The organism is Paraniabella ginsengisoli (assembly GCF_022513635.1).
GTDB lineage: Bacteria > Bacteroidota > Bacteroidia > Chitinophagales > Chitinophagaceae > Niabella > Niabella ginsengisoli.
The window spans coordinates 1210264-1236494 of sequence record NZ_JAKWBL010000004.1 but is presented as its reverse complement, the minus strand read 5'-3'; the positions used below and the strand labels follow the sequence as shown (position 1 = coordinate 1236494).

Here is a 26231-nt window from a genome sequence, read left to right as displayed (position 1 = left end):
ATACACAAAAAAACCCCGGCAAAATACCGGGGTCTTACAATTTATCTGAAACTACTTATTCACCATTCACTATTCCCTACTCGCTAATTAAGCAGTTACTTTACCTTTTGCTTTTGCAATCACTTCTTCCGCGATGTTGGTAGGTGCAGAAGCATAGTGAGAGAACTCCATGGTGCTGGAAGCACGGCCAGAGCTTAAAGAACGCAATTGAGTTACATAACCAAACATTTCGCTCAACGGAACTTTAGCTTTAATAACCTGAACGCCTGCACGGGTATCCATACCTTCCATTAATCCACGACGACGGTTTAAGTCACCCGTTACATCTCCCATGTATTGCTCGGGAGTTAATACTTCAACTTTCATAATGGGTTCTAACAAAACTGGTTTTGCTTTTCTACCGGCTTCACGGAAACCTTGCTTAGCGCAAAGCTCGAAAGACATAGCATCAGAATCCACAGCGTGGAAACTTCCGTCGAATACGCGAATCTTCATATTATCTACCGGATAGCTTGCTAATACGCCGCTTGTCATTGCTGACTCAAAACCTTTTTGGATAGCTGGTACAAATTCACGAGGAATAGAACCACCAAAAAGATCGTTTACAAACTGATAATGTTTATCGGGATTTTCTTTTTGCCACTCTTCGTCTACAGGGCCAATGCTAAACTGGATGTCGGCAAATTTACCACGACCACCGGTTTGCTTTTTCAAAGTTTCGCGATGCTCCACAGTTGTGTTGAACGCTTCTTTGTAAGCTACCTGAGGTGCACCCTGGTTTACTTCTACTTTAAACTCACGACGCATACGATCGATGATGATCTCCAAATGAAGCTCACCCATACCGCTTAAGATAGTCTGGCCAGTATCTTCATCTGTTTTTACACGAAGTGTAGGATCTTCTTCAACCAGCTTCGCAATAGCCATACCCATTTTATCAACGTCAGCCTGAGTTTTAGGCTCAACCGCTACAGAGATTACAGGCTCTGGAATGAACATGTTCTCTAAAGTGATCGGATGGTTTTCATCGCAAAGAGTATCACCGGTTTTGATTTCTTTAAATCCTACCGCTGCACCAATATCACCCGCTTCAATAAAATCAACAGGGTTTTGTTTGTTTGCGAACATTTTCATGATACGGCTGATACGCTCTTTCTTACCGCTACGCACATTCAATACATATGAACCTGCATCTAAATGGCCGCTATAACAACGGAAGAAGGCCAGACGACCCACGAATGGATCCGTCATAATTTTAAAAGCCAATGCAGCAAAATGGTTCTTTTGCATCGGGCTTACGAACTAATTTCTTTTCAGGATCTTCAGGATCCGTTCCTTCAATTGCTTCTACGTCAACCGGAGAAGGCAGGTAGCGACAAACTCCATCAAGTGCGGTTTGTACACCTTTATTTTTGAAGGAAGAACCACACATCATTGGCACAATGCTTAAATCGATTGTTGCCTTACGAATGGCTGCATGAATTTCATCTTCAGAAATGGTGTTTGGATCGTCGAAGAATTTCTCCATCAACTGATCGTCATATTCAGCCACCGCTTCAACTAATTGTGCTCTCCATTCATTCGCTTCTTCAACCATGTCGGCAGGAATATCAATTTCATCAAAAGTCATTCCTTCAGTTTCCATGTGCCAGATGATCCCTTTCATTTTGATCAGATCCACCACACCTTTAAAATCATCTTCAGCACCAATTGGTAACTGCAATGGCACCGCTTTAGAGCCCAGCATTTCACGAACTTGTTTTACAACGTTCAAAAAATCTGCACCCTGGCGATCCATTTTATTTACGAACCCGATACGTGGAACTCTGTAACGGTTAGCCTGGCGCCAAACTGTTTCAGATTGAGGCTCCACACCATCAACCGCAGAAAACAAGGCGATCAAACCATCCAAAACACGCATAGAACGCTCTACCTCAACGGTAAAATCCACGTGACCCGGAGTATCAATAATGTTAAAAGAATATTCTTTAGTAGTTCCTGTAACAGCTTTTCCTTTATCGGTAGGGAACTGCCATTTACAGCTTACTGCAGCAGAGGTAATGGTAATACCGCGCTCTTTTTCCTGCTCCATCCAGTCGGTGGTAGCAGCGCCATCATGTACCTCACCGATACGGTGAATCATACCGGTGTATCGTAAAATACGTTCGGTTGTGGTGGTTTTACCGGCATCAATGTGGGCGGCAATACCAAAGTTTCTTTGAAATTTTAAATCTGCCATGATTATTCTTAGTTGAATTATAAACTTTTAAATCCTTAAATTACTGATTGTCAACAACTTGAATACCAAGCGCATGAAGCCCTTAATTTAAGGCTGCAAAGGTAAGGAAATAAGCAGAATTAGTAATTTGATTTTTTTGTAACCGGCGACAGTACTTCTATCGGCGAAATTGCGTCGCACTTTTGTTTTGTGGTGCATGCCTGGACTGTTGCGCTAACATAAAAGACTTCGCAGGATTTAAAACCTGCGAAGTCTTTGCCCCGTTTATATAGGATGCCATTTGCACCACAAAAAAACGGAGCGTAGCAATACCGATGCTACATATTCATTGACGGCTTAATAAAGATCCGCCGTTTCTTACTCTTTATTTTTAAGTTTAGAAAAGAACTCTTTCACTTCTTGTCCTGCTGCTTCGCGCCCGCCTAATCCAAAAGACAAAGCAAATGCCACAGCAATAGCACCCAAACTTAAACCAAATGCCAGTTCAATAATATCGTTGGCAATACCCATGGCGTGTAAGCCCATTGCCAAAAAGATAATAATAATAGCGCCACGTATAATTGCAGAAGTAAGTTTATTGGCATTTTTGTTTTTCAGGAAAAGGCCGGTAACAAAATTTGCCACCACATTGCCCAGCGCCAGAATCAACAACCCAAATACAATTTTACCGGCAACTGCTAATACGTTATCCAACACATCTACAACCTCCATCAATCCTAACTGTTTGGAGGCTTCAACAATACCAATGTAGATGATAAAAAAGTAAGCAATGTTGGTGATCACTTTTACAAGGCTGATACTGCCCAGCACATTATTTAATTGTAGTTTTTCACTTAGCTTATCTGCGCCAAGGCTTATTAGCAATTCGCGCAACAGCCCTGTTAAGAATTTACCACCGATTGCTGCAGCCAACAGAATAATAATGGCATACACAATACTTGGTATAGCATTAATAAAAGTATCGAGCATATTGGTAGCAGGTTTTGTAATTACCTGCATATTTAATTTCTCTAAGGCGATGATCAGGATGGGAACGAAAATGAAAATAAAAGCTACGTTTTTAGAATGCGCACAATGTCAATCTGCGCCGCATCTGCTTTTACTTCTTTTAGGTCCTGGTTTACTTCCGTCAAACTATTGTCAAACTGGTTGTTGTCTTTAATTTTAGTAAGTCGCGGCATACAAGAGCGAATTTTATCGCCCGATGCTTCAATAAGTTCAGCAACGATTTTTGCAAGAAAATAACCTACATAAGCAATGATACCCGCAGCCAAAATGTTTGGAATGGCTCCAAAGAACTTACTCGTCATTTGATTGAGCGGGGCCAAAACATCTCCACTTACTCCCATTAAGCTTAACGTAGCCATCAATACGATTATCATCAACAGGTAATATACCAGCTTACCTGCCATTTTCGATATGGATATTTTTCCTTTAGTTTTACTATCGATACCCGATTTGCTGATCGCATTTTTTATAAGTCCGCCAACAAACTTTGCTACCAAATATCCCAAGATCAGCAATAGCAACCCACCTACAATGTTTAATGCATGCCCGGTTAAACCCAGCCATTGACCAGCACTTTCAAACCGCTGTGCTAGAGTTTCGGAGGCTCCATATATTACATTCGATTGTTCTTCATTAGGGTTTATTTGTTGTTGCAATAAAATTTGTGAAAGTAATTTTACCATTGTGTTTTAGGTTTTAGTTTTAGTTAAAAAAATAGAATTTCTCTGCAGTAAGAAAACGACGGTAGTTAGCGTTAGCGCCTTACTTAGTTAAACGATAAATGCGTAATAGGTCAGCAAGAATTATCGTAAAGGAAATAATGACATTATGTTGTCAATTATATCTGTGATCCATACAAATATAGAAAAAATTAATGCAGCACAAAGAAAATCTGCAACACGTTGATTACCGTTGCATTACATGCAAGGAAGTAAAATATTTTTTAGAACTAGTGTTTTGTTAAGTAAAATCTGTCGTGTCTGTTATCACCCTGAGCCTGCGAAGGGTCGTCAGAGTGGGCTTCGGCAAGCTCAGCCTGACATCATACTATACTTAACACTATTAAATTAGCTATTGTAAGGATTACAATCTTTCTTCAGCTTCTATCAACAACGTGTTGGCTTTATCAAATAACTTAAGCCGATTGCCAATCACCTGGTATTTACTAACCAAAGGCAACACTTTAGTAAACACCGATTCATTAACCGCAGCATCCTGGCAAAACATTCTTGTACTGATCGCATTACCGATGCTGATGTTGTAAGTATCATCGGCAGTGACAGCAAATGAAAAACGATTGCAACCTACGCTTCCTGTTCCTTTATCAAAATCAGTTAAGTCTATAAATGCCGTGTCTTTTAGCAACTGCTCATTGTTGGCGTTGATCATAGTTTGAATATACCATTTGCGGTTTACTGAGCCTTTCTCATCATCAGCTGCTTTACGACCTTTAAATAAAGTAGAACCATCAGTAGCAAAGAATTTCAGATCACTATTTACCAAAGAGAAAGTAGCGACATCTTTAAGGTTGCTCAATAGAATATTATCAAGCGAACCATCTGAACACGCTGCTAAATGAGTAGAAATATTATCTATTTTTATTCTGCTATTATGCCCAAACTTTGGCGTAAAAGAAAAATATTGACAGCCCGCAGTTGCGCCAGAATGATAAACATCTCTTAAATCAATATATACATCAGGCAAATTGTCTTCAGCATTTTTCATGCTTACAATCTTCCACTTATGGTGTAACCCTTCGGTATGCATTGAGCTTGTTAGCGGGGCATTTTTATGGCCGCAAGACGAGGCCCATATAAGGATTACAATTGTTAAACTCTGGATTAGCTGTTTCATACTTTTCTTAAGATTTAAACCAATTGATTCGTGTTGCAAAGGTTAGTTTTTTTCATGAACCTAAATTATCTAATTAATGGTTATGCAATTTGCGCCAGAATCGCATCTTAATATTAAACAGATTTATGAGAACTATTCTAACCCTGATCTTTATTTGCGCTTTTCTGAGTTCTTATTCACAAATGCCTACGCTTAAAGTTACCGGCGAAACAGGCAACCCTGTTGTACTTGAGAAAATGAATGTGGACGTAACAATTGTTGGAAATATTGCCACCACCAATATGACCCTTTCATTTAAAAACAGTGGCAAAAGAGTGTTGGAAGGTGAACTTACTTTTCCTATGCCCGAAGGCGTAACTGTAAGTCGATATGCCCTCGATATAAACGGCACAATGCGCGAAGCGGTTCCTGTTGAAAAAGCAAGAGCAACAGAAATTTTTGAAAGCATTGAACAGCGCAATGTTGATCCGGGTCTTTTAGAAAAAGTAGAAGGCAATAATTTTCGTACCCGTATTTTTCCTTTCCCTATTGGCGGTACACGCACCATTACAATTGGCTATGAAGAAACCTTAAAAATGGTTTCGGGCAATGCCTTGCAATATCATTTGCCGTTTCAATATGATAAAGCGATTGCTGAGTTTGATTTAAAAGTTTCAGTTTTTGCAACCAACCAAAAACCAATATTAGTTGAACAGCCAGACGGTAGTTTTTCTTTTTCGCAAACTGCAAATGCATTTATTGCAGAACTGAATAAGGAAAATTATAAACCGGAAAAATCGTTGGTTATTAATTTACCCAAACAAATCAACACATTTGAAAGCCTCATACAACCTAATACAGACAAAAGCGCTTATTTTTTAATTAATGATTTTCCTGAAACTGAAAGCCGCGAAAGGCGTTGGGGAAACAATATCGGATTGCTATGGGATATTTCATTAAGTGGTTCCAAAAGGGATCATAAAAAAGAACTGGAGTTACTGGATAAAATCATTCAACAAAAACAAAATCTCTCAATTACTTTAGGCCTTTTAAACGATCGACTTACTTATGACAACACATACCGCATTTCAAATGGGGATTGGAGCGCTTTGAGGAAACGTATTGAAAGCTTTGTATATGATGGCGCTACCGATTACAGTGTACTTAAGTTGCCGTATTTTGTTAGTAACATTCTACTTTCTGGCATTGATGAAATATTATTTTTTACAGATGGCATGAGTAGCTTTGGCGATAACGAAATCAATCTTAACAAACCAATTCATACCATTACCACCAGCGCCATTACTGATTACAGTGTATTAAAAAATATTAGTGGGAAAAACGGAGGGCAGTTTATCAACCTGGGAAATCAGTCGGTTAATCAGGCTTTTAATGATCTGAGCAAAGAACATCTGCAATTTCTGGGTATTGAAGGGGATGGTGTGAGCGAAGTATATCCCGATGTGCATATTCCGGTTTCGCATTCTATAAGCATTTCGGGTTTACTACAAGATCCATCAAAAGAAATTATTCTGCTATATGGCTGGGGAAATAAAATTACACAACGCAAAAAAATAAAACTGAATGAGGATGCTAATAATTTGGATGTGCATCGTATTTGGGCACAAAAGAAAATTGCAGCTCTGGATTTGAATTATGAAAAAACAAAGAAAACATAAGCAATTTAAGTAAGCAATTTAGTATCGTTACCCGCAACACCAGCTTATTAGTATTGGAAAATGTAGCAGATTATGTGCGATACGATATCGCCCCACCGGTAGAATTGATGGCTGAATATAATCGACTTAAAAAAGAAAACATACTGGCTAAAGAAGAACGGGTAAATGATTTATTAGAAGATGCCGCAGCAACAGTAAGCGAGCTGAAAAAGTGGTGGGCGAAAGATTTTAAGTCGTCTACTAAGAAACAATATCCAACTCCGGTAATAAGAGGGATTGCGACAACCGCACCAATAGCGCCACCGCCTGTCAGAGAAAGTGAAATGAGCAACATAGTTAACGCTGAAGCTACAGCAGATGGCAACTTACAAGATTCTAAACTGGAAGAAGTTGTAGTAATTGGTTATGGAACGCAAAAACAAAAAAGCATTACAGCTGCCATAACTACTGTAAAGAATATCAATGCTGTAAATATTCCAGATATTAAAATTCCAGAATTTAAAAGCGATAAAGATTATATTAAAAAATTAGAAGGCGTAAAAAAGAAGATGCCTATGCTACTTATTTACAACTGAGAAATGTATATGAAACTACGCCTTCATTTTATTTTGATGTAGCCAATTGGTTTTATAAAAACAATAATAGCGATACGGCCGGAATGATACTTAGTAATATCGCCGAACTTGCTATCGAAGATGCGGCGTTATACAAAATGATGGCATACAAACTAAAACAATTGGGAAACTTTGAAAAAGAGCTTTGGGTTACGAAAAAATAAAAGATTGGCGGCCAATGGATCCTCAAAGCACCAGAGATTATGCGCTTGCGCTTGCGGATAATAAAAAATATCAAGAAGCGTTAAATGAATTGTATGCTGTTCTTACTAAAAGCTACAGCCAGGAAGCTGCTTTCAGAGATGAGGGTATAGAAGAAGTAATTGTGATAGAAATTAATGAGCTTTTGGCACTACATCGCAATCAGCTGGACATAACAAAAATTGATAAACGCATTATCGCAAACCTTCCGGTGGATGTGCGTGTAGTCCTTAACTGGAATAAAGCAGATACCGATATTGACCTTTGGGTAACTGCGCCTAATGGTGAAAAATGTTATTACAGCAATAAACAAATATCTATTGGAGGCAGAATAAGCAATGATTTTACGGATGGTTTTGGCCCAGAGCAATTTCTACTAAAAAAGGCAATTAAGGGAACTTACAAAGTAGAAACTAATTTCTTTGGAGAAAATCAACTTACAATTAGCGGACCAACCACTTTAATGGCTGAAATATATTTGTATTATGCAAGCGGTAAACAAACCCGAAAAATTATTACACTACAAAGTGGCGAAAATGGTAAAGAAGCAGATGGGATGCTGGTGGGTGAGTTTAGGTTTTAATTTTAGAAAAATCGTGAAGGCGGTTTTTTAAACTCTATTTTTAACGTTATAAACAAAGACCCGGAAGATTTTAAAAACCTTCCGGGTCTGAAAATATATTACAGTTCATTTATAATCGGAACGATGAAACGAGCGTGGCAATTTCGATGCCACATGCAATACAGCCGGGTCAATAAAAACTATCTCAAATATCCCAATATCTTCAACATGCTTTGAGCAGATTGTTCTTTAGCGTACACCCATTCTTCCAAATTTCCATTTTTATCATATTCGATAATGACATGCTTAGGCGAAGGAATAAGACAATGCTTAATACCGCCGTAACCGCTTATCTGATCCTGGTAGGCGCCGGTGTGGAAAAAGCCTACATATAATGGCTCTTTATCTTTTTCTTCTTCGGGCTTACGGGTGGGATCAATAGAAAGCACACCTAATCCGCCAACACCGTTATCATTTTTTATTTTGGGTAAGAATACTTCGTTAATATGTTCTTCCGAATCGTAATAATCGTGGCCGTCGCATGTAATACCGCCCAGCACAACGCGTTGATATTCGTTTTCCCACTTATTAATGGGCAACATTAAAAACCGCTCACCAATGCCCCATGTGTCGGGCAATGTAGTGATGAAAGACGAATCGATCATATACCAGGTTTCGCGGTCGTTCTGGCGCTTTTCGCCAATGACGCTGTAAATATGTGCCATGCTTTCGCCAACCGTGTAACTGCCAAACTCTGTGTAAATATTAGGAACAGGCACTTTGGCTTTTTTACAAGCCGATTTGATATTGCTGATGATCTCATTTATCATAAACTGATAATCGTAATCAAAAGCCAGGCTATGCTTTATAGGAAAACCTCCGCCGATGTTTAGGGAATCTAACTCAGGGCAAATTTTTCTTAACTGACAATACAGGTTGATGCTTTTACGCAACTCACTCCAGTAGTAAATATCATCTTTAATCCCTTTGTTTAAGAAAATGTGCAACATTTTAAGTTGAAACTTATCTTCGTTTCCTTCAATCTCATCTACATAAAATTCCAACACATCTTTTGCCCTTATACCCAATCTTGAAGTGTAAAACGGAAAAGTGGGTTCTTCCTCAACCGCAATGCGGATGCCTATTTTAAAAGGATCTTTGCTTTTTACACTTCGCTTATACATATTCAGCTCTTCTTTGTTATCCAAAACCGGTATAACATTTTTGAAACCGCTGTTAATCAATTTGGCTATTCGCGATGTATAATTTTTTTGTTTGAAACCGTTGCAAACGATGCTAATATCCTTTGTTATTTTACGGCGTTTATAAAGCTGATTGATAATATCAATGTCATAAGCATACGATGTTTCCAAATGTATGTTGTGCTTTAACGCTTCGCCTACCACAAATGAAAAGTGAGAACTTTTGGTACAGTAAGTATAAAAGTACTTGCCTTCATATTTATACTTCTTCATGGCGTTGGCAAAATACTGCTTTGCCTTATTGATATTGATACCAATTTTAGGGAGATAACTCACCTTTAAAGGTGTACCGTATTTCTTAACAAGCGCCTTATAATCTATGCCGTTAAAAATAAGGTCGCCATTCTTAACTTCTATATTTTCCTGCGGAAAATTAAAGGTCTGTTCAACCAGTCCTAAGTATGAGTTATTCATTTGCCATAACGCCGGATGCACCGGCACTTATTGGGTTTAAAATTGCCCGCTAAATTAAGGAAATATGTCTGAACCCGCATTTGTTTAAAGTTTGAGATTTTAAGTTGCATGTTCAACGTTAAAACCAGAAACATTGAACCCGAGATCAATCATGAATCCAGATTCAAATAAAAAAGCGACACTGTTTATAGTATCGCTTTTTTAAAACTTATCGCTATTACGAATTTATTTTACTGAAGCTACCAAAGCTTTGAAAGACTCAGGGTTGTTCATAGCTAAATCAGCTAAAACTTTCCTGTCAAGCTCAATACCTTTAGTTTGCAATTTGTTGATGAATTGAGAATAAGTCAATCCTTCTTCGCGTACAGCAGCGTTGATACGTGCGATCCACAAAGTACGGTATTCTCTTTTCTTTAATTTACGACCTACATACATGTAAGTCATACCTTTTTCTACAACGTTTTTAGCAACGGTGTACACGTTTTTACGTTTGCCGTAAAAACCTTTGGCTTGTTTTAATATTTTTTTCTGCGGGCTTTAGAAGCTACTGCATTTACTGAACGTGGCATGTTTGAAAGAGTTTAAATGTTTTACAAGTTTAAAAGTTGATAAGTATTGCTACCAACTTTTATTTTAATCTTAATAGGCGTTGTACAAAATGCATGTTTGGTTTTGCAACAACACCATCGATACGCATGTGACGTTTACGCTTTGTAGATTTTTTTGTAAGAATGTGACGTTTGAAACTCTTCTGGTGTGTGATTTTGCCGGTACCAGTTACTTTAAAACGCTTTTTTGCGCTTGAATTTGTTTTTACCTTAGGCATGGTAAATTTTATATTTATTTGTTACACCTTTGAGGCGTTGACACTCATGTATCAATCTTTTTGAGCCTCTTCAGTAATGTATCCATTTTTCCAAATGGAGCGCAAAGATAAGTGGAATTTGTGATTTATGATTTATGATTTATGATTTATTGCTCTTCATTTTCATTTTCAGCCATTTACGCACCGGCTCATCGAAATATTTTAAAGAAATCCAGGCCAATAATATGGAGCTGATAAGGATTCCTATTGAGAATATATATAATTTTTGCTGGCCCGGATTGGTAGCTGCGTAATTGCCCAATATCCAAATCATCCAATAATGCACCATATATAATGGATAAGAAATATCACCCAGAAAAATGCAGATTTTACGCAAGCGTTCTGAAACCTGTGTACCTGCGCCGCCTGAAATGATCAAAGGAAATAACAGAATTACAAAAGCTATTTCTGTAAACCAATCATTCTCAAAATGAGGAAAAAGAAATACGCCGCTTAATAAAAGGCCATACAGCAAAAAATTGATTCGATTTTTTAGAATCAGATTGAAACGATAAACAGTTAATCCAGCCAAAAAAGAAAACAAAACCCTTGCGTAACCATCACCGTAAGAGGATGCGCTCCATCCGCCAACAATGCTACCATGCAAATAAGCAACCGTTATGATAAATGCCGTTGCTAATACCAAAAAAAGCAGCAGCATTTTTTTAGAAAGATGAATCAATACAAAAGCATAAAAAAGATTAATAAAATACTCCATTGATAAAGACCAAGCCGGAGCGTTTAACGGGAATACATTTTCATATCGCCCCAAAATGGGAGAAGGCAGCAACAATAAAGAACACACCGTGGCTAAGATTATTTTACCCCAACCAAATTCCCGCACCGGCGATGCTGTAAGAAAGGGATCGAATAAAAACCCCAACAAGCCCAATACCGTTCCCAACACCACCAAAGGTTGCAGCCTTATTAATCGATTTATTAAAAACTGTTTTACACCAAGTGTTTTAATACGTTTATCATAAGCGTATGCTACTACAAACCCCGAAAGGCAAAAGAAAAAATCAACCGCCAGGTAACCATGCGCTATTGGATTTTTAGTAAGGTCGGGGGTTAATATTTCATAGCAATGAAAGATAACCACTGCAATGGCGGCAATACCGCGCAGGCCATCCAGCGCGGCATAATGCGGCTTTGCGGATTTCAAATTGTTTTGCATTCATCCATTTTATAGTCGGCAAATATAGTAGGGCCAAACGGTATCTCTCACAGATTACACAGAAATACACGGAAAATCGGAATCCTGCGAATAGAAGATTTCCAAGGCTTTGAATCTCGAACATCTTTTCCCAAAAATCAAACGTCTGTGTTTATCTGCGCTTTCTGAGAGAGAGCATCGTTGCATTCATCATCATTTTCACTTATTTTTGAGCGCTTGCTTTGCACGCTTTATCAGCTTAAAGTACATCAATCTAAATGCACAAAACATCAGTTCTTATTACAGTTTCGTTTGCTTGTTTGGTTTACAGTTGTTCAATCTCAAAAAAACAAAGTCAAACCGGTGATGCGCTTCAATATGAAGGCATGCATCCTGCTTCGCAAATTAATGCAGTAAAAAATTTTATAAATGCAAAAGACAAAAACACCATTTCTGCCTTTGAGCAGATGATTGTTAGTGCTAATGCGGCTTTAACCATGCAGCATCATGCTTTGGCAGATTTTAGCGTGCCGGGTTTTTATAAAGATTCTGCTACGCATCGCAGCAATTCACTTTCTATTCAAAAAGATGGATTTGCTGCTTATAATTGTGCGCTTGCCTGGCGCTTAACCGGCGAAGAAAAATACAGAAAAAAAGCTGTTTATTTTTTAGATGCCTGGTCTACAATCAATAAAAAATATTCTCAAAATGATGGTTCTTTGGTAATGGCTTATTCAGGAACTTCTTTTATGATGGCTGCTCAATTATTAAAACCATCGAAAAAGTGGGAAACCGCCAGTCGCGAAAGTTTTAATCAATGGTTGAATAATGTGTACCTGCACGCAGCCAATAAAATCAAAAAAGGTCATAATAATTGGGGCGATTGGGGATGCTTTGGCGCTTTGTTAGCCACTTCCTATTTAAATGATACCGCAGCGTTTGCCGAAAATGTTCAACTGTTAAAAAAAGGAATCATTGATAAAATTTCGGAAGACGGCCACATGCCTGCCGAAACAAAACGTGGCGGCAACAGCATTTGGTACACGTATTTTTCTTTGGCACCCATTACGGCTTCTTGCTGGGTGGTTTACACCAACACCGGAGAAAATTTATTTCAGTTGGAGCAAGATGGAAAATCAATAAAAAAGGCATTGGATTATTTGCTGCAGTATCACGAAAATCCGGGCAAATGGCCTTGGGCAAAAAATCCCGTAACCCAAGTTGATAATCACAGATTAGGGCCGGTTGGTGTTTGGCCATATAATTTATTTGAAGCGATGCATGGCATTTATCAGGATAAAAATTTTAAGAAATTTGCTGATAAAGAAGCTCCCATTATTTATCCAGATCATCATTATGCATGGGTTTTTCCATCTTTAATGCAGCCGAAAATAAAAGGAACTAATAAGTAAAGTTTTTATTAACCCAGCAGATGAATATATAGCATCGATCTTCCGCCAGTTGGCGGACAGCATGACCTTCAGTACATAACTGAACTTATATAAACGACGCAACTCTTCGCCGATAAAAAATGAATAAGGTAGTGTTTAGTTAGAATAATATGACTGTCAGGCTGAGCTTGCCGAAGCCCACTCCGACGACCCTTCGGCAGGCTCAGGGTGACAGACACTCCATAATTTGACAGAACACTATTTTTCAAAAAATAATGTATAAAATAATAAAATAATGATCTTCCAAAAAATCACAAAACCTTTATTTGCTTCCGTTCTTTTATTCGTTACTTCTTTAGCCGTAGCACAAACGGGAAAAGAATCTCAACAGGAAATTTATGCAAGCTTAGAAAAAGTAGCCGATTGGCAAATTGAAAATATGTGGATCAAAGGCCACAGCAGAAATGTGTATCATCCCACCAACTGGACCAACGGAGCCTTGTTTGCCGGAATGATGAAATGGGCCAATCTTTCTAACGATACCACTTATATCAGTTTTTTAAAAAAATAGGAGAAAAAACCGATTGGAAATTAGGCGAAGCCTTGAGCCTTTATCATGCCGATGACCACGCCGTAGGCCAAATGTATTTGGAAATGTATCGAAGGTTTAATGACAAAAAAATGCTGGAGCCTACATTAAAACGCTTCGACTATATTTTGTATCACCCGGCAAATACAGGTTTGCAGCATCGCGGTCCTTATCATCAGGACAGGTGGAACTGGAGCGATGCTTTGTTTATGTCGCCGCCCGTTTGGGCAAAGCGTATCGCATTACCGGCGATAGAAAATATCTGGATTTTATGTTTTCAGAATTTAAAGCCACCACCGATTATTTGTTTGATAAAAAATCTGGTTTGTATTACAGAGATGATAATTACATTGGAAAGCTGGACAAAGGCACAAAGATTTTTTGGAGCCGTGGAAACGGCTGGGTGTTTGCCGGACTTACAGATATTATAAGAGAGCTGAACAAAGGATCTAAAGAGTATAAATATTTTGTAAAGCTGTATCAAAAAATGGCCAAAAGCCTGAAAAAACTTCAAACATCGGATGGTTATTGGGCCATGAGTTTGGAAGGCGCTCATCTTTATCCCACACCAGAAACCAGCGGCACCGGCTTTTTTACTTACGGAATGGCCTGGGGCGTAAACAATGGCTTTTTGGATAAGGATGAATATGCAGCAGTAGCGTGGAAAGGCTGGAACGCGCTACAGCGTTGCGTTACAGAAAATGGAATGCTGGGTTATGTACAACCCATTGGCGCAGCACCAGGTTCAGCTTGGCCGGATAAGACAGAAGTTTATGGCGTTGGCGCATATTTAAGTGCTGGTACGGAAATGTATAAGCTGGCGGGTAATTAAGGTTTTGGTACGAATTCATTTCTTACGTCCGAGCTTCATCAAAACTTGCGTTAAGACCTCCGAAGTTTTCAAAACCTCGGAGGTCTTTCCATTTGTAGCATTTAATTTTCTGACCAATTCGGTAGCGTTCATTACAATTTAGACAATTCCTAATTCGGCTATTTTTTGTTATTTTCGACCCAATCAGAATACTTGATGTTTTCTGAAATTTGACTATTGTTTATGAACCATTTACCGCATTTAATAACCGATCTGGCCTTAATACTTGGCGTAGCATCTATCATTACTATTATTTTCAAGCGTCTTCAACTTCCTTTAATTCTAGGCTACCTTGTTTCGGGTATTCTTATCAGTCCAAACTTTAAAATCTTTCCTCCCAAGGTTTATGAGCTAACCGATGTACAGATTTGGGGCGAGATTGGTGTTATCTTTCTATTATTCAGCTTAGGGTTGGAGTTCAGCTTTAAAAAACTGGCAAAAATGGGCGGATCGGCTACAACAGCAGCCGGTTTTGAAGCGGTAGGAATGGCCATTATGGGTTTTGGATTGGGCAAGTTGCTGGGGTGGCAATTGATGGATTGCATCTTTCTTGGTGCTTGTTTAACCATATCATCATCCTCGGTAATTGTAAAAAGCTTTGCTGATCTGGGTTTGAAACAACGAAATTTTGCACAATTAGTATATGGCATTTTAGTAGTTGAAGATTTGATTGCCGTGGTTCTTTTGGTATTGCTGGGTACTTTCGTTGTTAGTCAAACATTTGATGCCGGAGAAATAGGCTTGTCCATTTTAAAACTGGCTTTTTTCTTATCGTTTGGTTTGTGGGTGGTATTCTTTTTATTCCTTCTCTTCTTAAAAAAGCCAAAAATTTTTTAACCGATGAAATTCTTTTGATTGTAGCCGTTGCCATGTGTTTCATAATGGTATATCTATCATCACAAGCCGGGTTTTCGGCGGCTTTGGGCGCTTTCATTATGGGATCGCTTTTAGCAGAAACCACTAAGGCCGAAAGGATTGAACACCTTGTTGTTCCTGTAAGAGATTTGTTTGGCGCTATCTTTTTTGTATCTGTTGGTATGCTGATCGATCTGAATGTTATTATAGATCATTGGCTTCCAATTTTATTAATTACAGCAACGGTTATTGTCGGCAAAAGTTTTGTTATTAGCCTGGGCGCTTTCATTTCCGGCAACAGCCTTAGAACGTCTTTACAAACGGGCATGAGCCTTGCGCTTATTGGCGAATTTTCATTTATCATCGCATCAATGGGTGTTAAACAAAAAGTAGTAAGCGAAGAGCTTTATCCTATTATCATTACCGTATCAGCCTTAACTATTTTCACAGCTCCTTATCTCACCCTTTCCAGCACGCGGGTTTACAGTTGGCTCAACAATCATCTTTCTCCAAAGTGGGAAGCCAGACTGAACAGGTATAGTGTAGAAGCCACTGCATTAAGAGCCGTTAACGACTGGAATCATGTATTGAAATTCTTTCTTATCAACACAATTGTTTTCTCTGTTATTGTTATTGCCTTAATAGCTCTTACAAATACATACTTATTGCCTTGGCTGACAGGGTTTGGATATAATTTTGGGCGAACAACTTCTGCTATACTTGGGCTGGCAGCTATTGGCCCTTTTTTGTGGGCCTTAATTATCCGAAACGAAAAAACTGAGCCTTTTGCCAGAATTTATGCACAGCAAAAATACCACGGTCCGATATGGATAATGCGGATTATAAAACTTGCGTTGGCTTTATTCTTTATTATCGTTCTTTTAAGAAATATTTACTCTATTGACATTGCGTTATATGCCGGTATCATACTTTTAGTGTTGATTTTAATTTTTAGAAAACGACTACAAAAGACTTATGACAAAGTAGAAGACCGGTTTATTAAAAATCTCAATAATCGCGAAATCGAAGAGCAGCGTATTATTGCAGAACTTGATGCAGAAAGAAGAAATCAAAGCCTGGCACCTTGGGACGCACACCTCACCACCTTTGAAGTATCTGCTGAAGCCATTACCGTTATCGGAAAAACGCTGGAAGAACTGGAATGGCGGGAACGTGTTGGAGTAAATGTAGCAATGATCAAACGTGGTACATTAACGCTTATACCACCCCAAAAAGATGACCGTATTTATCCCGGAGATAAGCTGTATATTATTTGTACTGATAGCCAGGAAAGAAGAATGAACGCTCTTTTGCGACCAGATAAAAAACTGGTTAAAAATAATCAGGAAGTTGAAATGAAGTTGGATCAGCTGGTAATAGAAGCCGATTCGCCTTTTATACACAAAACCATTCGCGAAAGTGGCATGCGCGATAAGGCCCATGGCCTGGTAGTTGGTATTGAACGAAACGGTGAGCGGTTTTTAAACCCTAAATCTGATTGGGTATTCGAAGAAGGGGACCGGGTATGGATCGTGGGTGAAAAGAAATTGATCAATACTATTACGGAGTAAGGTGGTAAATTGAGTTAACGAGTTGATATGTGTAAAAGAGTATTGCAAATCCTTATCAACTTTACAGCCCTTCGAGTTACTAACTTATCTAAGCTTATACGTATCTCCAGGCTTTGCACTTTCTACTTTTTGCTGGTTGCCTGTGGCCGCTTTATTACAACCATTTTGACTAAAGTAAACAATAGCCACTACAGCAGAAACAGCCAATAGGATCCACATTAAAGTACCCCGCGTCGTCTCGGTTCATCAGGCAGCAGTAGCTGTTCACGCATGTGAGAAGTTGTAGTTTCCTTGTCCCCTACGATGGTAGCATGGCTCGTATGCTCTCTTATAATTTTTTTGCTGAAACATTAGTAAAAGGAGAAAGGTTCTCTGTAGTTGGTACAAATATATTTTGGTCATCGATCTGCTCAAGAACGCCCAATCCTGGCCATTCTACTTTTTCTCCTTTTGCAAGTCTGGCTTCAATATCAGCCGAAAAGTTTTTGAACGCCGCTATCGCTTCATCTTTCGAAATACTTTGACTTGTTGCAAGCCAGTTATACAGTAATTCATTTTCACTACCACCTGCTTCCTCCCTGTTGCTTATAAATTCAAGCACCCACGAAGGTGGCGCAATAGTACCAGCAGCCTGATCAGCGTTAGCCTCTCTTGCACTCACATCAAAAACTCCAATTTTGGGTAGCTTAAGATGTTTAAACTCCAATAAGTATTTCGCCAGGATGTCAAACATATTATTGTAATAATTTAAACGAATATAGCAATTCGTAAGCTGATTACCATAGACGGATCTTTGCAAAAGAGTTAAAAGTAACCGCTAAAAGAGAGCGGCATTCTTATAATTATTTCATTAAGTTTGTCTGCTATAAAATAACTATTTATGAAATGAGCCATACAGATTCTTCATACCAAAAAAGAATACTTATTTGGCGAATTCAATCTGACCATTAAAACAATAAAAATAAACAGATGAAATTAATGACTTCCAAATACTCCGAACCTTCTATAAGCATTGCTTTGTTACTGCTTCGCGTCATCGCAGGTTCGTCAATGTTAATGAATCATGGGTTGAAAAAGATCATGAATTTTAATGCTATGTTAAGCAAAGGATTTGCCGATCCCTTTCATATTGGGACAAAAGCATCGCTTAGCCTCACCATTTTTGCCGAATTTTTTTGTGCGGGTCTTATCGTAATTGGTTTATTAACGAGGTTGGCAAGCATACCACTTATTATAGCCATGGTGGTGGCTTTGTTCTTTGCACATGGCGGCGAGCTGTTTGGTGAAGGAGAAGCCGCCGGTCTTTTTTAACGATGTTTATCATTATCTTTTTAATGGGTCCGGGCAAATTTAGTTTAGATAAAAAGATAGGCAAATAGACCATGTATAGTACCGATACTAAAATAAGGGTTCGCTATGCCGAAACGGATCAAATGGGCGTTGTGTACCACAGTCATTACTTTCAATATTTTGAAGTAGCCCGTGCTGAATGTATCAGAGACTTGGGGTTTACTTATGCTGATATGGAAAGGACAGGAATTATTATGCCCGTTGTTGAAGTGAACTGCAAATATTTTCGTCCAGCATTGTATGACGATCTGTTAACTGTAAAAACAATTTTAAATCAACTTCCAGAAAATCATAGAATATTATTTCATCAGGAAGTATATAATGAAAAAAACGAGCTGTTGGCGGCAGGTAACGTATTATTATACTTTATGAATGCTAAAACAAAGCAGCGAGCTAAGATGCCCGACGTGCTTTATCAAAAAATAAAACCTTTTTTTGATGAGGATAACAGAACCTGACAGAAGTTTTCAAGAGCCTTCCATTATTTCAGCATATCCTCCCAAGCATCATCTGGAACCAGCTGATAGCAGGCAGTTGCTATTAAAAGGTTTATATAGCGTCGTATTGTATCTTGGACTTGGATATCTTTTATTAAAAAGATGGGACTTGCTTTTAGTAATATTTGGAATCATCATTTTGCACGAGGCTGGCCATTTCCTGGCTATGAAGTATTATAATTATGCTGATGTTAGCGTACTCTTTTTGCCTTTCATTGGTGCTTTTGTGAAAGGCAGTAAAAAGGAAGTAAGTCAAAAACAAAGTGCCGTAATACTGCTGGCTGGTCCATTGCCCGGAATAATGCTCGGTATCATTATTCATTTTTTGAACAACGGCAATCAAAGTAATTACATTGGAGGTGTTCCATTACAACTGGTAGCCCAATTATTAATATGGGCCAATCTTTTGAATCTACTGCCTCTTTATCCGCTTGATGGAGGCCAGTTATTGAATCGTGTATTTTTAAATGAAGAAGGACGCTTAAGTAATATTTTTATATTCCTGTCTATTGCAGTGATTGCATGTTTTGCCATTAATATTAAGTTTTACATACTTCTTGCTTTCCCGGCATTATTGGTATATAGATTTTTCAGCGCACGAAGTTCTACTAAACTGGAAAAACAAATTGATCAATCAGGAATTGATGTTGATAAGAACTTTGAAGATCTAACAGATGAGGAATACTGGAAATTAAGATCAATTGTAATAAAGCATACTCCCGCTTTTCAACAAGTAGCCGCCGGTCCTCCATTTGTTTATGATGACAAAGAAACCCGCATTGCCACAGAAGTGGATAGTGTATTACAACGCAATTTGTTAATGGACATTTCTGTTGTGCAAAAGCTGTTAGTGTTATTCATCTGGGCACTATTTATTTTACTTCCCTACTTGTTAAATATAGATTTTTTGTTGATCAGGTATTTGTACCGATAAGGGTTACCTTTATCAATCCTAAAAAATATACATACATGAAAATACCCAAAGGCCACCAGCCACTTATGCCTTATCTGATTTTAAAAAACGCCGATGCATTCATAGAATTTACAAAGGTTGTATTTGGCGCTACAGAAATATTTAAAAGCTACCGCGACAACGATAATAAAATAATTATGCACGCCGAAGTGCAGATCAATGGTTGCAATATTATGTTTGCTGACATGAACGAATTTTATGGCGTGGCCAACGGCAATCTCTTCATATATGTTGAAGATGCAGATAAAACCGCTGCTGTCGCTTTAGAAAATGGGGCTAAAATAATAAACGAATTGGCAGATCAGGATTATGGCCGCAGCGGTGGTATTGAAGATCCTTTTGGAAATGTATGGTGGCTAACGAGTATGAAGTGAGTGTTGCTGTTACAAGTTACTGGTTACAGGCACCTGAAACTTGTAACTTGTAACTTGAACCCTTCTATAAAAACCGTTCTTTCAACTCTGTCGTTGGCAACATGCATTCATCTTTTTTACCGAACATTTTATAACGGTTACGCGCAATCAGGTCATAAAAAAATTTCTGATAAACCTCGGAACAATCATAAAAACCGATAACAGTTTTGTAGGGAACGATAATTTACCAGCAACTTTTAAAGCCGCGTCAGACTTGGTATAAACTTTATCATCATTGATATACACAAACGATTTCAGATGATCTTCAGGCAACCCTGATTTTGAAAGAAAATTTTTTCCGGCTTCAGATTGCAAAGAAGCAAATTTGAATATACCTTCCTTATCACGCTTTATTACATATTGAACTGCACCGTTACATAAATTGCATACACCGTCAAAAAGAATGATATGCTTTACGCCATTCATACTTATTGTTGAGTGACGCTAAAGTACACTTTGGTTTCAGCCTTCTCCAACGTTCTGGTTGGGTCGGGCGTTATACTATCCAGCTTAAATAAATATTTCTCATTGCCAACATTAAGCGGGTATGCATCACTAAGACCCCTGCCATTACAATCTGCACCGGTACATAGCTGTACGTTTCGCTCGCTTTTCTCACCGCTAACAACATTCAAAACAGCAACGGCATCTCCCGCTCTGATGCAACGTGCATTCATCGGGCAACGGCTTTCTGCTACTTCTTTAAAGTAATAACCACATTCTCATACGTTGCCTTTTCGTTTATCTTAAGCGAAATAGAATTACGCTGCGCTACAACAGATTTAGATCCTGTGCCACATGATAAAAAGATCAATCCACTAACAAAAGTTAATAAATATTTCATCCCTTATTTTTTATTATATCGTCAGTAAATATATATCATCTTCGTTGCCACGCTCGCTTCAACTGTACAATAAAACTGATCCTACTTATTTTATGCCTTTCGGAAGCTTCGCATCCGGCTATTCAATTTCATCCCTTCGGGATGTACAAACCTGTAACCTGTAACAAACCTTAAACCACCGGCAACTTCCAACCATTTTGGTAAATAGGCTTCACTAATTTTGTTGCCTTGTCAACATTAAATTTATTCTTGGCTTCATCCCAATATATTTTTTCGCCGGCACGTAATGCGATATTACCAAAGTGGCTGGTAATAGCAACTTTAGCACCAGCATCAATCGGACAATGAAGATCTTCCTTTTTACGAGATTTTACAACATCAATAAAGTTAACGGCATGCAGGTCTAATCCACGGTCAACAGATTTAGCCCATGCTATAGATTCCATTTTATCTTTTTCACCTTTTACTTCCCAACCCTGGCGATTAAGCAGCAATGTTCCATTTTCACCTATAAATGCAATACCATGCTGCATGCCATATAAACCTACGCCTGTAGCCATGTTATGTTCCCAACTCATTTGGAAATCGCCAAAATCGTATAATGCAGTCTGGATATCGGGCGTTTCGCGTGCATCATCAGGGAAAACATATTTACCACCTGTAGCCATTACAGATTTAGGCGTACCGGCTTTCATTCCCATCAACACCATATCAATAAGATGCACACCCCAATCTGTCATCAGGCCACCTGCATAATCCCAAAACCATCTAAACTCATAATGAAAACGGTTTTTATTGAAGGCGCGTTTTTGCGAAGGACCGAGCCACATGTCATAATTTACACCAGCAGGAACAGGTGAGTTTGGCACAACTGTCAAAGGCGTTGTTCCGCCACGATACATCCATGCTTTAGTTGAAGACACTTTACCTAATTTCCCTGAATGCACAAATGCAATTGCATCTCTGAAATGCTGTTGGCTGCGTTGCCACTGTCCTACCTGAACTACACGGTCATAACGTTGAACTGCCTTGTTCATTAATTGCGCTTCGTAAATTGAATTGGATATTGGCTTTTCACAATATACATCTTTGCCTGCAGCACAAGCATCAATCATCTGTAGACAATGCCAATGGTCAGGCGTTCCTACAACTACTACATCTACATCTTTATCAGCAAGAAGTTTGCGATAATCTCCGTATAACTTTGGCTTAATATTTAATTTATCAAGATCAGCTTTTCTTTGGTTCAAAATATCTTCATCAATATCACATATCGCAACACATGTCACTTCTGGCACTTTTAACAACGCGGTCAAATCACTCCATCCCATCCCCTTACATCCTATTACACCAACGCCAATTTTATCATTGGGTGAAACTTTGCTTTTTATGGATGCAAGCATTTCTAAAGGAAAGAGTGCGCCTGCTCCGATAATGGCTGAACTTTTCAAAAAATCACGACGATTATTCATGTGGACTTTCAATTTTATATTTACAATCTTTAAAAAGGGTTTAATATATTTGAGTCTTATTCGAACAACATAGAGATGTATTAAATAGCCAAACGTTGGCTGTTCACTGCGGGACTGATCTACAGATGGTTGCTTGAAACAAAACAAATATACTGAAACACATAAAATGAAACCGACATTTTAAAATAATCATTAAAATACCGGGAATGATTATTTTAAAGATCAAAGGTTCTATCCTAAAAAAAAATCGTCCGCCGCGGCGGACAAACTAAAAAGACCAAGGATGAAATTGAAAAGACTTTTATTATTCGCCGCTATTGTTTTAACCTGCTCAACCGCTGATGCGCAATGGCAAAAACTGTTTAATGGTAAAGACCTCTCAGTTGGAAGCAACTGAATGGTAAAGCCAAATATCATGTTGAGAATGGCGTTATTGTCGGTACTTCTGTTATGGGCGAACCTAATTCTTTTTTAGCCACTGAAAAAGAATACGGTGACTTTGTTTTAGAATTTGAATTTAAAATTGATAGTACGCTGAATTCAGGCGTACAGTTTAGAAGTTTGAGCCGGCCCGATTACATGAAAGGCCGCGTTCACGGGTACCAGTTTGAGCTTGATCCTTCATCAAGAGCGTGGACCGGCGGTATTTACGATGAAGCAAGAAATGGCTGGCTTTATGCGCTAAACTTAAATCCCAAAGGACAAACAGCCTTTCGTCAGTCTGCATGGAATAAAGCACGGATTGAATGTATTGGCACTTCCTTAAGAACTTGGGTAAACGGTATTCCCGCTGCTCATTTAATAGACGCCACCACCGCAAAAGGCTTTATTGCTTTGCAGGTGCATGCCATTGGCAAAAAAGAAGATGCCGGTAAACAAATAATGTGGAGAAATATCAGAATAAAAACAAATAAGCTAAAACCCGCACCATTACAGGGTGTTTTCGTGATCAATACTATTCCCAATAGTTTATCCGAAGCAGAAAAAAAAGCAGGGAGTATCACTTTTGTTTGATGGTAAAACCACCAAGGGCTGGCGTGGTGCTTATAAAAAAGCATTTCCTGAAAAAGGATGGCAGGTTAAAAATGGAGAGCTTGAAGTATTGCCTTCTGATGGCGCAGAATCTACCAACGGCGGAGATATTATAACACAAAAAGAATACAGCGCTTTCGTGCTTCAGTTTGAATTTAAATTAACCGAAGGTGCGAATAGCGGCGTAAAATATTTTGTTACTGAAAGTGAAGGAAATGAAGGCTCTGCTATTGGCTTGGAATATCAAATACTGGACGACGAAAAACATCCTGATGCCAAAATGGGCCGGGACGGCAACCGAACGCTGGCTTCGTTATACGATTTGATAACATCAGATCGCAACTCGCGCGCACGTGTTAAAATCGGTGAGTGGAACAGAGGCATTGTAAAAGTATTTCCAGATAATCATGTAGAACACTGGCTGAATGGCTGGAAAGTTACTGAGTATAAACGTGGCTCTCCCGAATATCTTGATCTGGTTAAAAAAGTAAGTATGCTAAATGGCCAGACTTTGGTATGGCACCAAAAGGCCATATTTTATTACAGGATCATGGTAACCGTGTTTTCTTCAGAAGTTTGAAGATTCAGGAGTTGAAGTAGGAAATATTGAATGTAGAATATAAAATGTGGAGTCTTCTGAATTTTATATTCTACATTTTTTTATTTATAATTCATCATTTACCAAACCTTCCCCACACTTCATAAATCGGATCTCCTTTGGAACTTTTTCCAGAATGAATCCAATTGCCATTTTCTAATTTACCATCAAAGGTCAATGCCATTCCAACGCGAGAGCTATCTCTTGAAAAAATTCAATATGTTCTGTGTACTTACCATCTTTAAAAGCATAAGTACCGCCGCCGGTTCCTGAAAATTCGCCGGTTTCAATATTAATAGCCGCCCATTGAAAACGTGTAGCGGTAAGCAGCTTTAAAGTCCTTCTGGCTCGAAGTGGAATGTCCACCATTTTGTCTTCCTGTTTACGCTGGGTAATGCGCCAGTTTCCGGCAAGGTTTTTATCGCCTGCATCCACACGTTTCCATTTCATTTCAAAACCTTCAACGGTTGTGGTTAAATCATCGCCCGAAAGTTTAAAAGCATATTCATGCTCTCTACCTACATCAGCTTTATCAGCACTATGGAACTGTACCTTGATTTTTATCTTACCATTTTCGACGGTAAATGGCCCGCCGGATGTTAAACCAAATTTTTTTCAGCCAGGCTATACTGTGTAAACATACAGTAACCATCTTTCAGTAACATCGAAAAATCTTCTCCGTTGTAACTAAGGCTCCACGCGCCTTCCAGCGTTTCTTCTAGGTTTTCTGATCCATTATTTCGCATAGCTAAAAAACAATGGAACACAGCAATAGCAAAAGAGGAAAATTTTTTATATTATTCATAATGCAAGTTTTAATCTGCTTTTATTTTAGTTTTGAACTATAAAAATTCAACATCTTAAAAGTCCCCCTCCGGGGATTCAGGGGGCTTATGATTTCAAAATATTCTCAATTCCATTTAGCTCTACTTTGTCAAAAGACAAATTTTGAAGACATTTTAAAGAATCGGTTAATTGCGCTGCACTACTAGCTCCAACCAGTACGGATGTAACACGTTTGTCTTTTAGCAACCAGGCCAACGCCATTTGAGCCAGGCTTTGATCTCTGTCACCAGCAATTTCGTTCAATTTTTTTAATTGGCCCAATCGCTCTGGCGTAATAGCATCTTTTTGTAGAAAGCCGTGCGCTTTGGCCGCACGTGAGTTTCGTGGAATACCTTTCAAGTATTTATTGGTAAGAAGGCCTTGTGCTAATGGCGAAAAAGGAATACATCCCACCCCTTCTCTTTCCAACACATCCAGCAATCCGTCTTCTACCCAACGCTCATACATAGAATATTTAGGTTGATGAATCAAACAAGGTGTTCCCATTTTTTTAATAAACGTATCGCTTTTTTTGCTTCATCCGCTTTGTAGTTTGAAATGCCCACGTACAAAGCTTTTCCTTGTCTCACAATCAGATCAAGAGCAGTCATCGTTTCTTCCAACGGCGTATCAGGATCGGGCCGATGATGATAAAAAATATCAACATAGTCCAGCTTCATTCTTTTTAGACTTTGATCCAGACTGCTAACCAAATATTTTTTACTGCCCCAATCGCCGTAAGGCCGTTCCACATGGTGTAACCAGCCTTTGTAGAAATGATCAGCTCGTCGCGATGATCCTTAAAATCACTATGCAATATTTTTCCAAAATTAGTTTCTGCACTTCCCGGAGGCGGGCCATAATTATTGGCAAGATCAAAATGGGTAATCCCATTGTCAAAAGCTGTATGCAATGTTTTACGATATACTTTGGAGTCATCAACATCTCCAAAGTTGTGCCACAAGCCTAAAGATATAGCCGGAAGCAATACTCCCGATTCGCCACAACGGCGATACTGCATATCGGCATAACGTTTTTCTGAAAATTTCATTTGTATATTTTTTTAATGGTAGGATGGTATTTGGTGCCATATCAATCAAATGATGTTTTGTCAGGC

At 38.6% G+C, this 26231-nt stretch carries 30 protein-coding genes and 2 pseudogenes; 14 read left to right on the top strand and 18 right to left on the bottom strand.

From position 1 onward, the window contains the following. Positions 1–87 precede the first annotated feature (87 nt). The 5 genes from MKP09_RS28780 to MKP09_RS24065 form a co-directional block, all read right to left on the bottom strand. The gene (locus MKP09_RS28780) at positions 88–1251 is read right to left on the bottom strand and encodes an elongation factor G (RefSeq protein ID WP_317235426.1); all 1164 of its coding nucleotides are present in this window, start codon (positions 1249–1251) and stop codon (positions 88–90) included. A gap of 4 nt (positions 1252–1255) precedes the next feature. Then, positions 1256–2239 carry a GTP-binding protein gene (locus tag MKP09_RS28775; RefSeq protein ID WP_317235425.1) on the bottom strand — a complete coding sequence of 328 codons (984 nt, stop codon included), beginning with the start codon at positions 2237–2239 and terminating at the stop codon, positions 1256–1258. Between the two features lie 357 nt (positions 2240–2596). Further along, entirely contained in the window at positions 2597–3238 is a 642-nt protein-coding gene (locus MKP09_RS24075) for a mechanosensitive ion channel (protein ID WP_240833171.1), read from the bottom strand. Positions 3239–3291: 53 nt separating this feature from the next. After that, positions 3292–3930, bottom strand: a complete 639-nt coding sequence (locus tag MKP09_RS24070) for a mechanosensitive ion channel family protein (protein ID WP_240833169.1) — start codon at positions 3928–3930, stop codon at positions 3292–3294. Positions 3931–4330: 400 nt separating this feature from the next. Further along, on the bottom strand, positions 4331–5101 hold the full coding sequence (locus tag MKP09_RS24065; RefSeq protein ID WP_240833167.1) for an META domain-containing protein: 771 nt from the start codon (positions 5099–5101) through the stop codon (positions 4331–4333). Between the two features lie 125 nt (positions 5102–5226). Between MKP09_RS24065 and MKP09_RS24060 the strand changes: the two genes are divergently transcribed. The 3 genes from MKP09_RS24060 to MKP09_RS24050 all read left to right on the top strand — a co-directional run bounded on the left by MKP09_RS24060 (position 5227) and on the right by MKP09_RS24050 (position 8157). Next, positions 5227–6759, top strand: a complete 1533-nt coding sequence (locus MKP09_RS24060; RefSeq protein ID WP_240833166.1) for a VIT domain-containing protein — start codon at positions 5227–5229, stop codon at positions 6757–6759. Positions 6760–6812: 53 nt separating this feature from the next. Beyond that, positions 6813–7334: a hypothetical protein gene (locus MKP09_RS24055; RefSeq protein WP_240833165.1), complete on the top strand. Its 522-nt coding sequence runs from the start codon at positions 6813–6815 to the stop codon at positions 7332–7334. Positions 7335–7518: 184 nt separating this feature from the next. Continuing rightward, on the top strand, positions 7519–8157 hold the full coding sequence (locus MKP09_RS24050; protein ID WP_240833164.1) for a YfaP family protein: 639 nt from the start codon (positions 7519–7521) through the stop codon (positions 8155–8157). Positions 8158–8336: 179 nt separating this feature from the next. Here MKP09_RS24050 and MKP09_RS24045 read toward each other — a convergent pair whose 3' ends face one another. From MKP09_RS24045 to MKP09_RS24030, 4 genes are all read right to left on the bottom strand, one after another. Next, positions 8337–9812 carry a type III PLP-dependent enzyme domain-containing protein gene (locus MKP09_RS24045; protein WP_262915703.1) on the bottom strand — a complete coding sequence of 492 codons (1476 nt, stop codon included), beginning with the start codon at positions 9810–9812 and terminating at the stop codon, positions 8337–8339. 225 nt (positions 9813–10037) lie between these two features. Further along, positions 10038–10292, bottom strand: a complete 255-nt coding sequence (rplT, locus tag MKP09_RS24040) for a 50S ribosomal protein L20 (RefSeq protein ID WP_449587076.1) — start codon at positions 10290–10292, stop codon at positions 10038–10040. A 148-nt stretch (positions 10293–10440) separates the two neighbouring features. Then, the gene (gene rpmI / locus MKP09_RS24035) at positions 10441–10638 is read right to left on the bottom strand and encodes a 50S ribosomal protein L35 (RefSeq protein ID WP_240833162.1); all 198 of its coding nucleotides are present in this window, start codon (positions 10636–10638) and stop codon (positions 10441–10443) included. Positions 10639–10777: 139 nt separating this feature from the next. Then, complete coding sequence (locus MKP09_RS24030) at positions 10778–11854, bottom strand: acyltransferase family protein (protein WP_240833161.1); 1077 nt, start codon at positions 11852–11854, stop codon at positions 10778–10780. 299 nt (positions 11855–12153) lie between these two features. Here MKP09_RS24030 and MKP09_RS24025 point away from each other — a divergent pair, with 299 nt between their 5' ends. The 5 genes and pseudogenes from MKP09_RS24025 (at position 12154) to MKP09_RS27685 (ending at position 17110) form a co-directional block, all read left to right on the top strand. Next, positions 12154–13245 (top strand): alginate lyase family protein, encoded by a 1092-nt coding sequence (locus tag MKP09_RS24025; RefSeq protein WP_240833160.1) that lies wholly within the window; start codon positions 12154–12156, stop codon positions 13243–13245. 274 nt (positions 13246–13519) lie between these two features. After that, a complete protein-coding gene (locus tag MKP09_RS24020) occupies positions 13520–13795 on the top strand; it encodes a glycoside hydrolase family 88 protein (RefSeq protein ID WP_240833159.1) in 276 nt (91 codons plus the stop codon). Between the two features lie 32 nt (positions 13796–13827). Then, a pseudogene (locus MKP09_RS24015) lies at positions 13828–14645 on the top strand (glycoside hydrolase family 88/105 protein). Between the two features lie 222 nt (positions 14646–14867). Next, positions 14868–15521 (top strand): cation:proton antiporter, encoded by a 654-nt coding sequence (locus tag MKP09_RS24010; RefSeq protein WP_240833157.1) that lies wholly within the window; start codon positions 14868–14870, stop codon positions 15519–15521. Then, positions 15467–17110, top strand: a complete 1644-nt coding sequence (locus MKP09_RS27685) for a TrkA C-terminal domain-containing protein (RefSeq protein ID WP_240833156.1) — start codon at positions 15467–15469, stop codon at positions 17108–17110. Before MKP09_RS24010 ends, MKP09_RS27685 begins: the two co-directional genes overlap by 55 nt. 328 nt (positions 17111–17438) lie before the next feature. Here the strand turns inward: MKP09_RS27685 and MKP09_RS24000 are convergent, their stop codons facing one another. Then, entirely contained in the window at positions 17439–17843 is a 405-nt protein-coding gene (locus tag MKP09_RS24000) for an HU family DNA-binding protein (RefSeq protein ID WP_240833155.1), read from the bottom strand. A 236-nt stretch (positions 17844–18079) separates the two neighbouring features. On the opposite strand from MKP09_RS24000, the gene MKP09_RS23995 reads away from it, so the two are divergent. The 4 genes from MKP09_RS23995 (at position 18080) to MKP09_RS23980 (ending at position 20304) form a co-directional block, all read left to right on the top strand. Further along, the gene (locus tag MKP09_RS23995) at positions 18080–18421 is read left to right on the top strand and encodes a DoxX family protein (protein ID WP_240833153.1); all 342 of its coding nucleotides are present in this window, start codon (positions 18080–18082) and stop codon (positions 18419–18421) included. Positions 18422–18492: 71 nt separating this feature from the next. Next, on the top strand, positions 18493–18918 hold the full coding sequence (locus MKP09_RS23990; protein WP_240833151.1) for an acyl-CoA thioesterase: 426 nt from the start codon (positions 18493–18495) through the stop codon (positions 18916–18918). Next, positions 18899–19891, top strand: coding sequence for a site-2 protease family protein (locus MKP09_RS23985; protein WP_240833150.1), 993 nt, complete (start codon positions 18899–18901; stop codon positions 19889–19891). The genes MKP09_RS23990 and MKP09_RS23985 overlap by 20 nt, the downstream gene beginning before the upstream one ends. Before the next feature lie 35 nt (positions 19892–19926). Next, a complete protein-coding gene (locus MKP09_RS23980; protein WP_240833149.1) occupies positions 19927–20304 on the top strand; it encodes a VOC family protein in 378 nt (125 codons plus the stop codon). A gap of 147 nt (positions 20305–20451) precedes the next feature. Here MKP09_RS23980 and MKP09_RS23975 read toward each other — a convergent pair whose 3' ends face one another. The 4 genes from MKP09_RS23975 to MKP09_RS23960 form a co-directional block, all read right to left on the bottom strand. Beyond that, the gene (locus tag MKP09_RS23975) at positions 20452–20769 is read right to left on the bottom strand and encodes a thiol-disulfide oxidoreductase DCC family protein (RefSeq protein ID WP_240833148.1); all 318 of its coding nucleotides are present in this window, start codon (positions 20767–20769) and stop codon (positions 20452–20454) included. Positions 20770–20771: 2 nt separating this feature from the next. Continuing rightward, on the bottom strand, positions 20772–21020 hold the full coding sequence (locus MKP09_RS23970; protein ID WP_240833147.1) for a hypothetical protein: 249 nt from the start codon (positions 21018–21020) through the stop codon (positions 20772–20774). 17 nt (positions 21021–21037) lie between these two features. Then, the gene (locus MKP09_RS23965; RefSeq protein WP_240833146.1) at positions 21038–21187 is read right to left on the bottom strand and encodes a hypothetical protein; all 150 of its coding nucleotides are present in this window, start codon (positions 21185–21187) and stop codon (positions 21038–21040) included. A gap of 170 nt (positions 21188–21357) precedes the next feature. Next, entirely contained in the window at positions 21358–22659 is a 1302-nt protein-coding gene (locus MKP09_RS23960; protein ID WP_240833145.1) for a Gfo/Idh/MocA family oxidoreductase, read from the bottom strand. A 393-nt stretch (positions 22660–23052) separates the two neighbouring features. Here MKP09_RS23960 and MKP09_RS23955 point away from each other — a divergent pair, with 393 nt between their 5' ends. Next, the gene (locus MKP09_RS23955; protein WP_262915700.1) at positions 23053–23673 is read left to right on the top strand and encodes a 3-keto-disaccharide hydrolase; all 621 of its coding nucleotides are present in this window, start codon (positions 23053–23055) and stop codon (positions 23671–23673) included. Continuing rightward, the gene (locus MKP09_RS23950) at positions 23666–24271 is read left to right on the top strand and encodes a 3-keto-disaccharide hydrolase (protein ID WP_240833143.1); all 606 of its coding nucleotides are present in this window, start codon (positions 23666–23668) and stop codon (positions 24269–24271) included. Before MKP09_RS23955 ends, MKP09_RS23950 begins: the two co-directional genes overlap by 8 nt. 192 nt (positions 24272–24463) lie before the next feature. Here the strand turns inward: MKP09_RS23950 and MKP09_RS23945 are convergent, their stop codons facing one another. The 4 genes and pseudogenes from MKP09_RS23945 to MKP09_RS28765 form a co-directional block, all read right to left on the bottom strand. After that, entirely contained in the window at positions 24464–24739 is a 276-nt protein-coding gene (locus tag MKP09_RS23945) for a hypothetical protein (RefSeq protein ID WP_240833141.1), read from the bottom strand. 149 nt (positions 24740–24888) lie between these two features. Continuing rightward, the gene (locus MKP09_RS23940) at positions 24889–25035 is read right to left on the bottom strand and encodes a hypothetical protein (RefSeq protein WP_240833139.1); all 147 of its coding nucleotides are present in this window, start codon (positions 25033–25035) and stop codon (positions 24889–24891) included. A gap of 145 nt (positions 25036–25180) precedes the next feature. Further along, positions 25181–25794, bottom strand: a pseudogene (locus MKP09_RS28770) (aldo/keto reductase). Positions 25795–25799: 5 nt separating this feature from the next. Next, positions 25800–26165: an aldo/keto reductase gene (locus tag MKP09_RS28765; protein ID WP_449587075.1), complete on the bottom strand. Its 366-nt coding sequence runs from the start codon at positions 26163–26165 to the stop codon at positions 25800–25802. Positions 26166–26231: the final 66 nt, after the last annotated feature.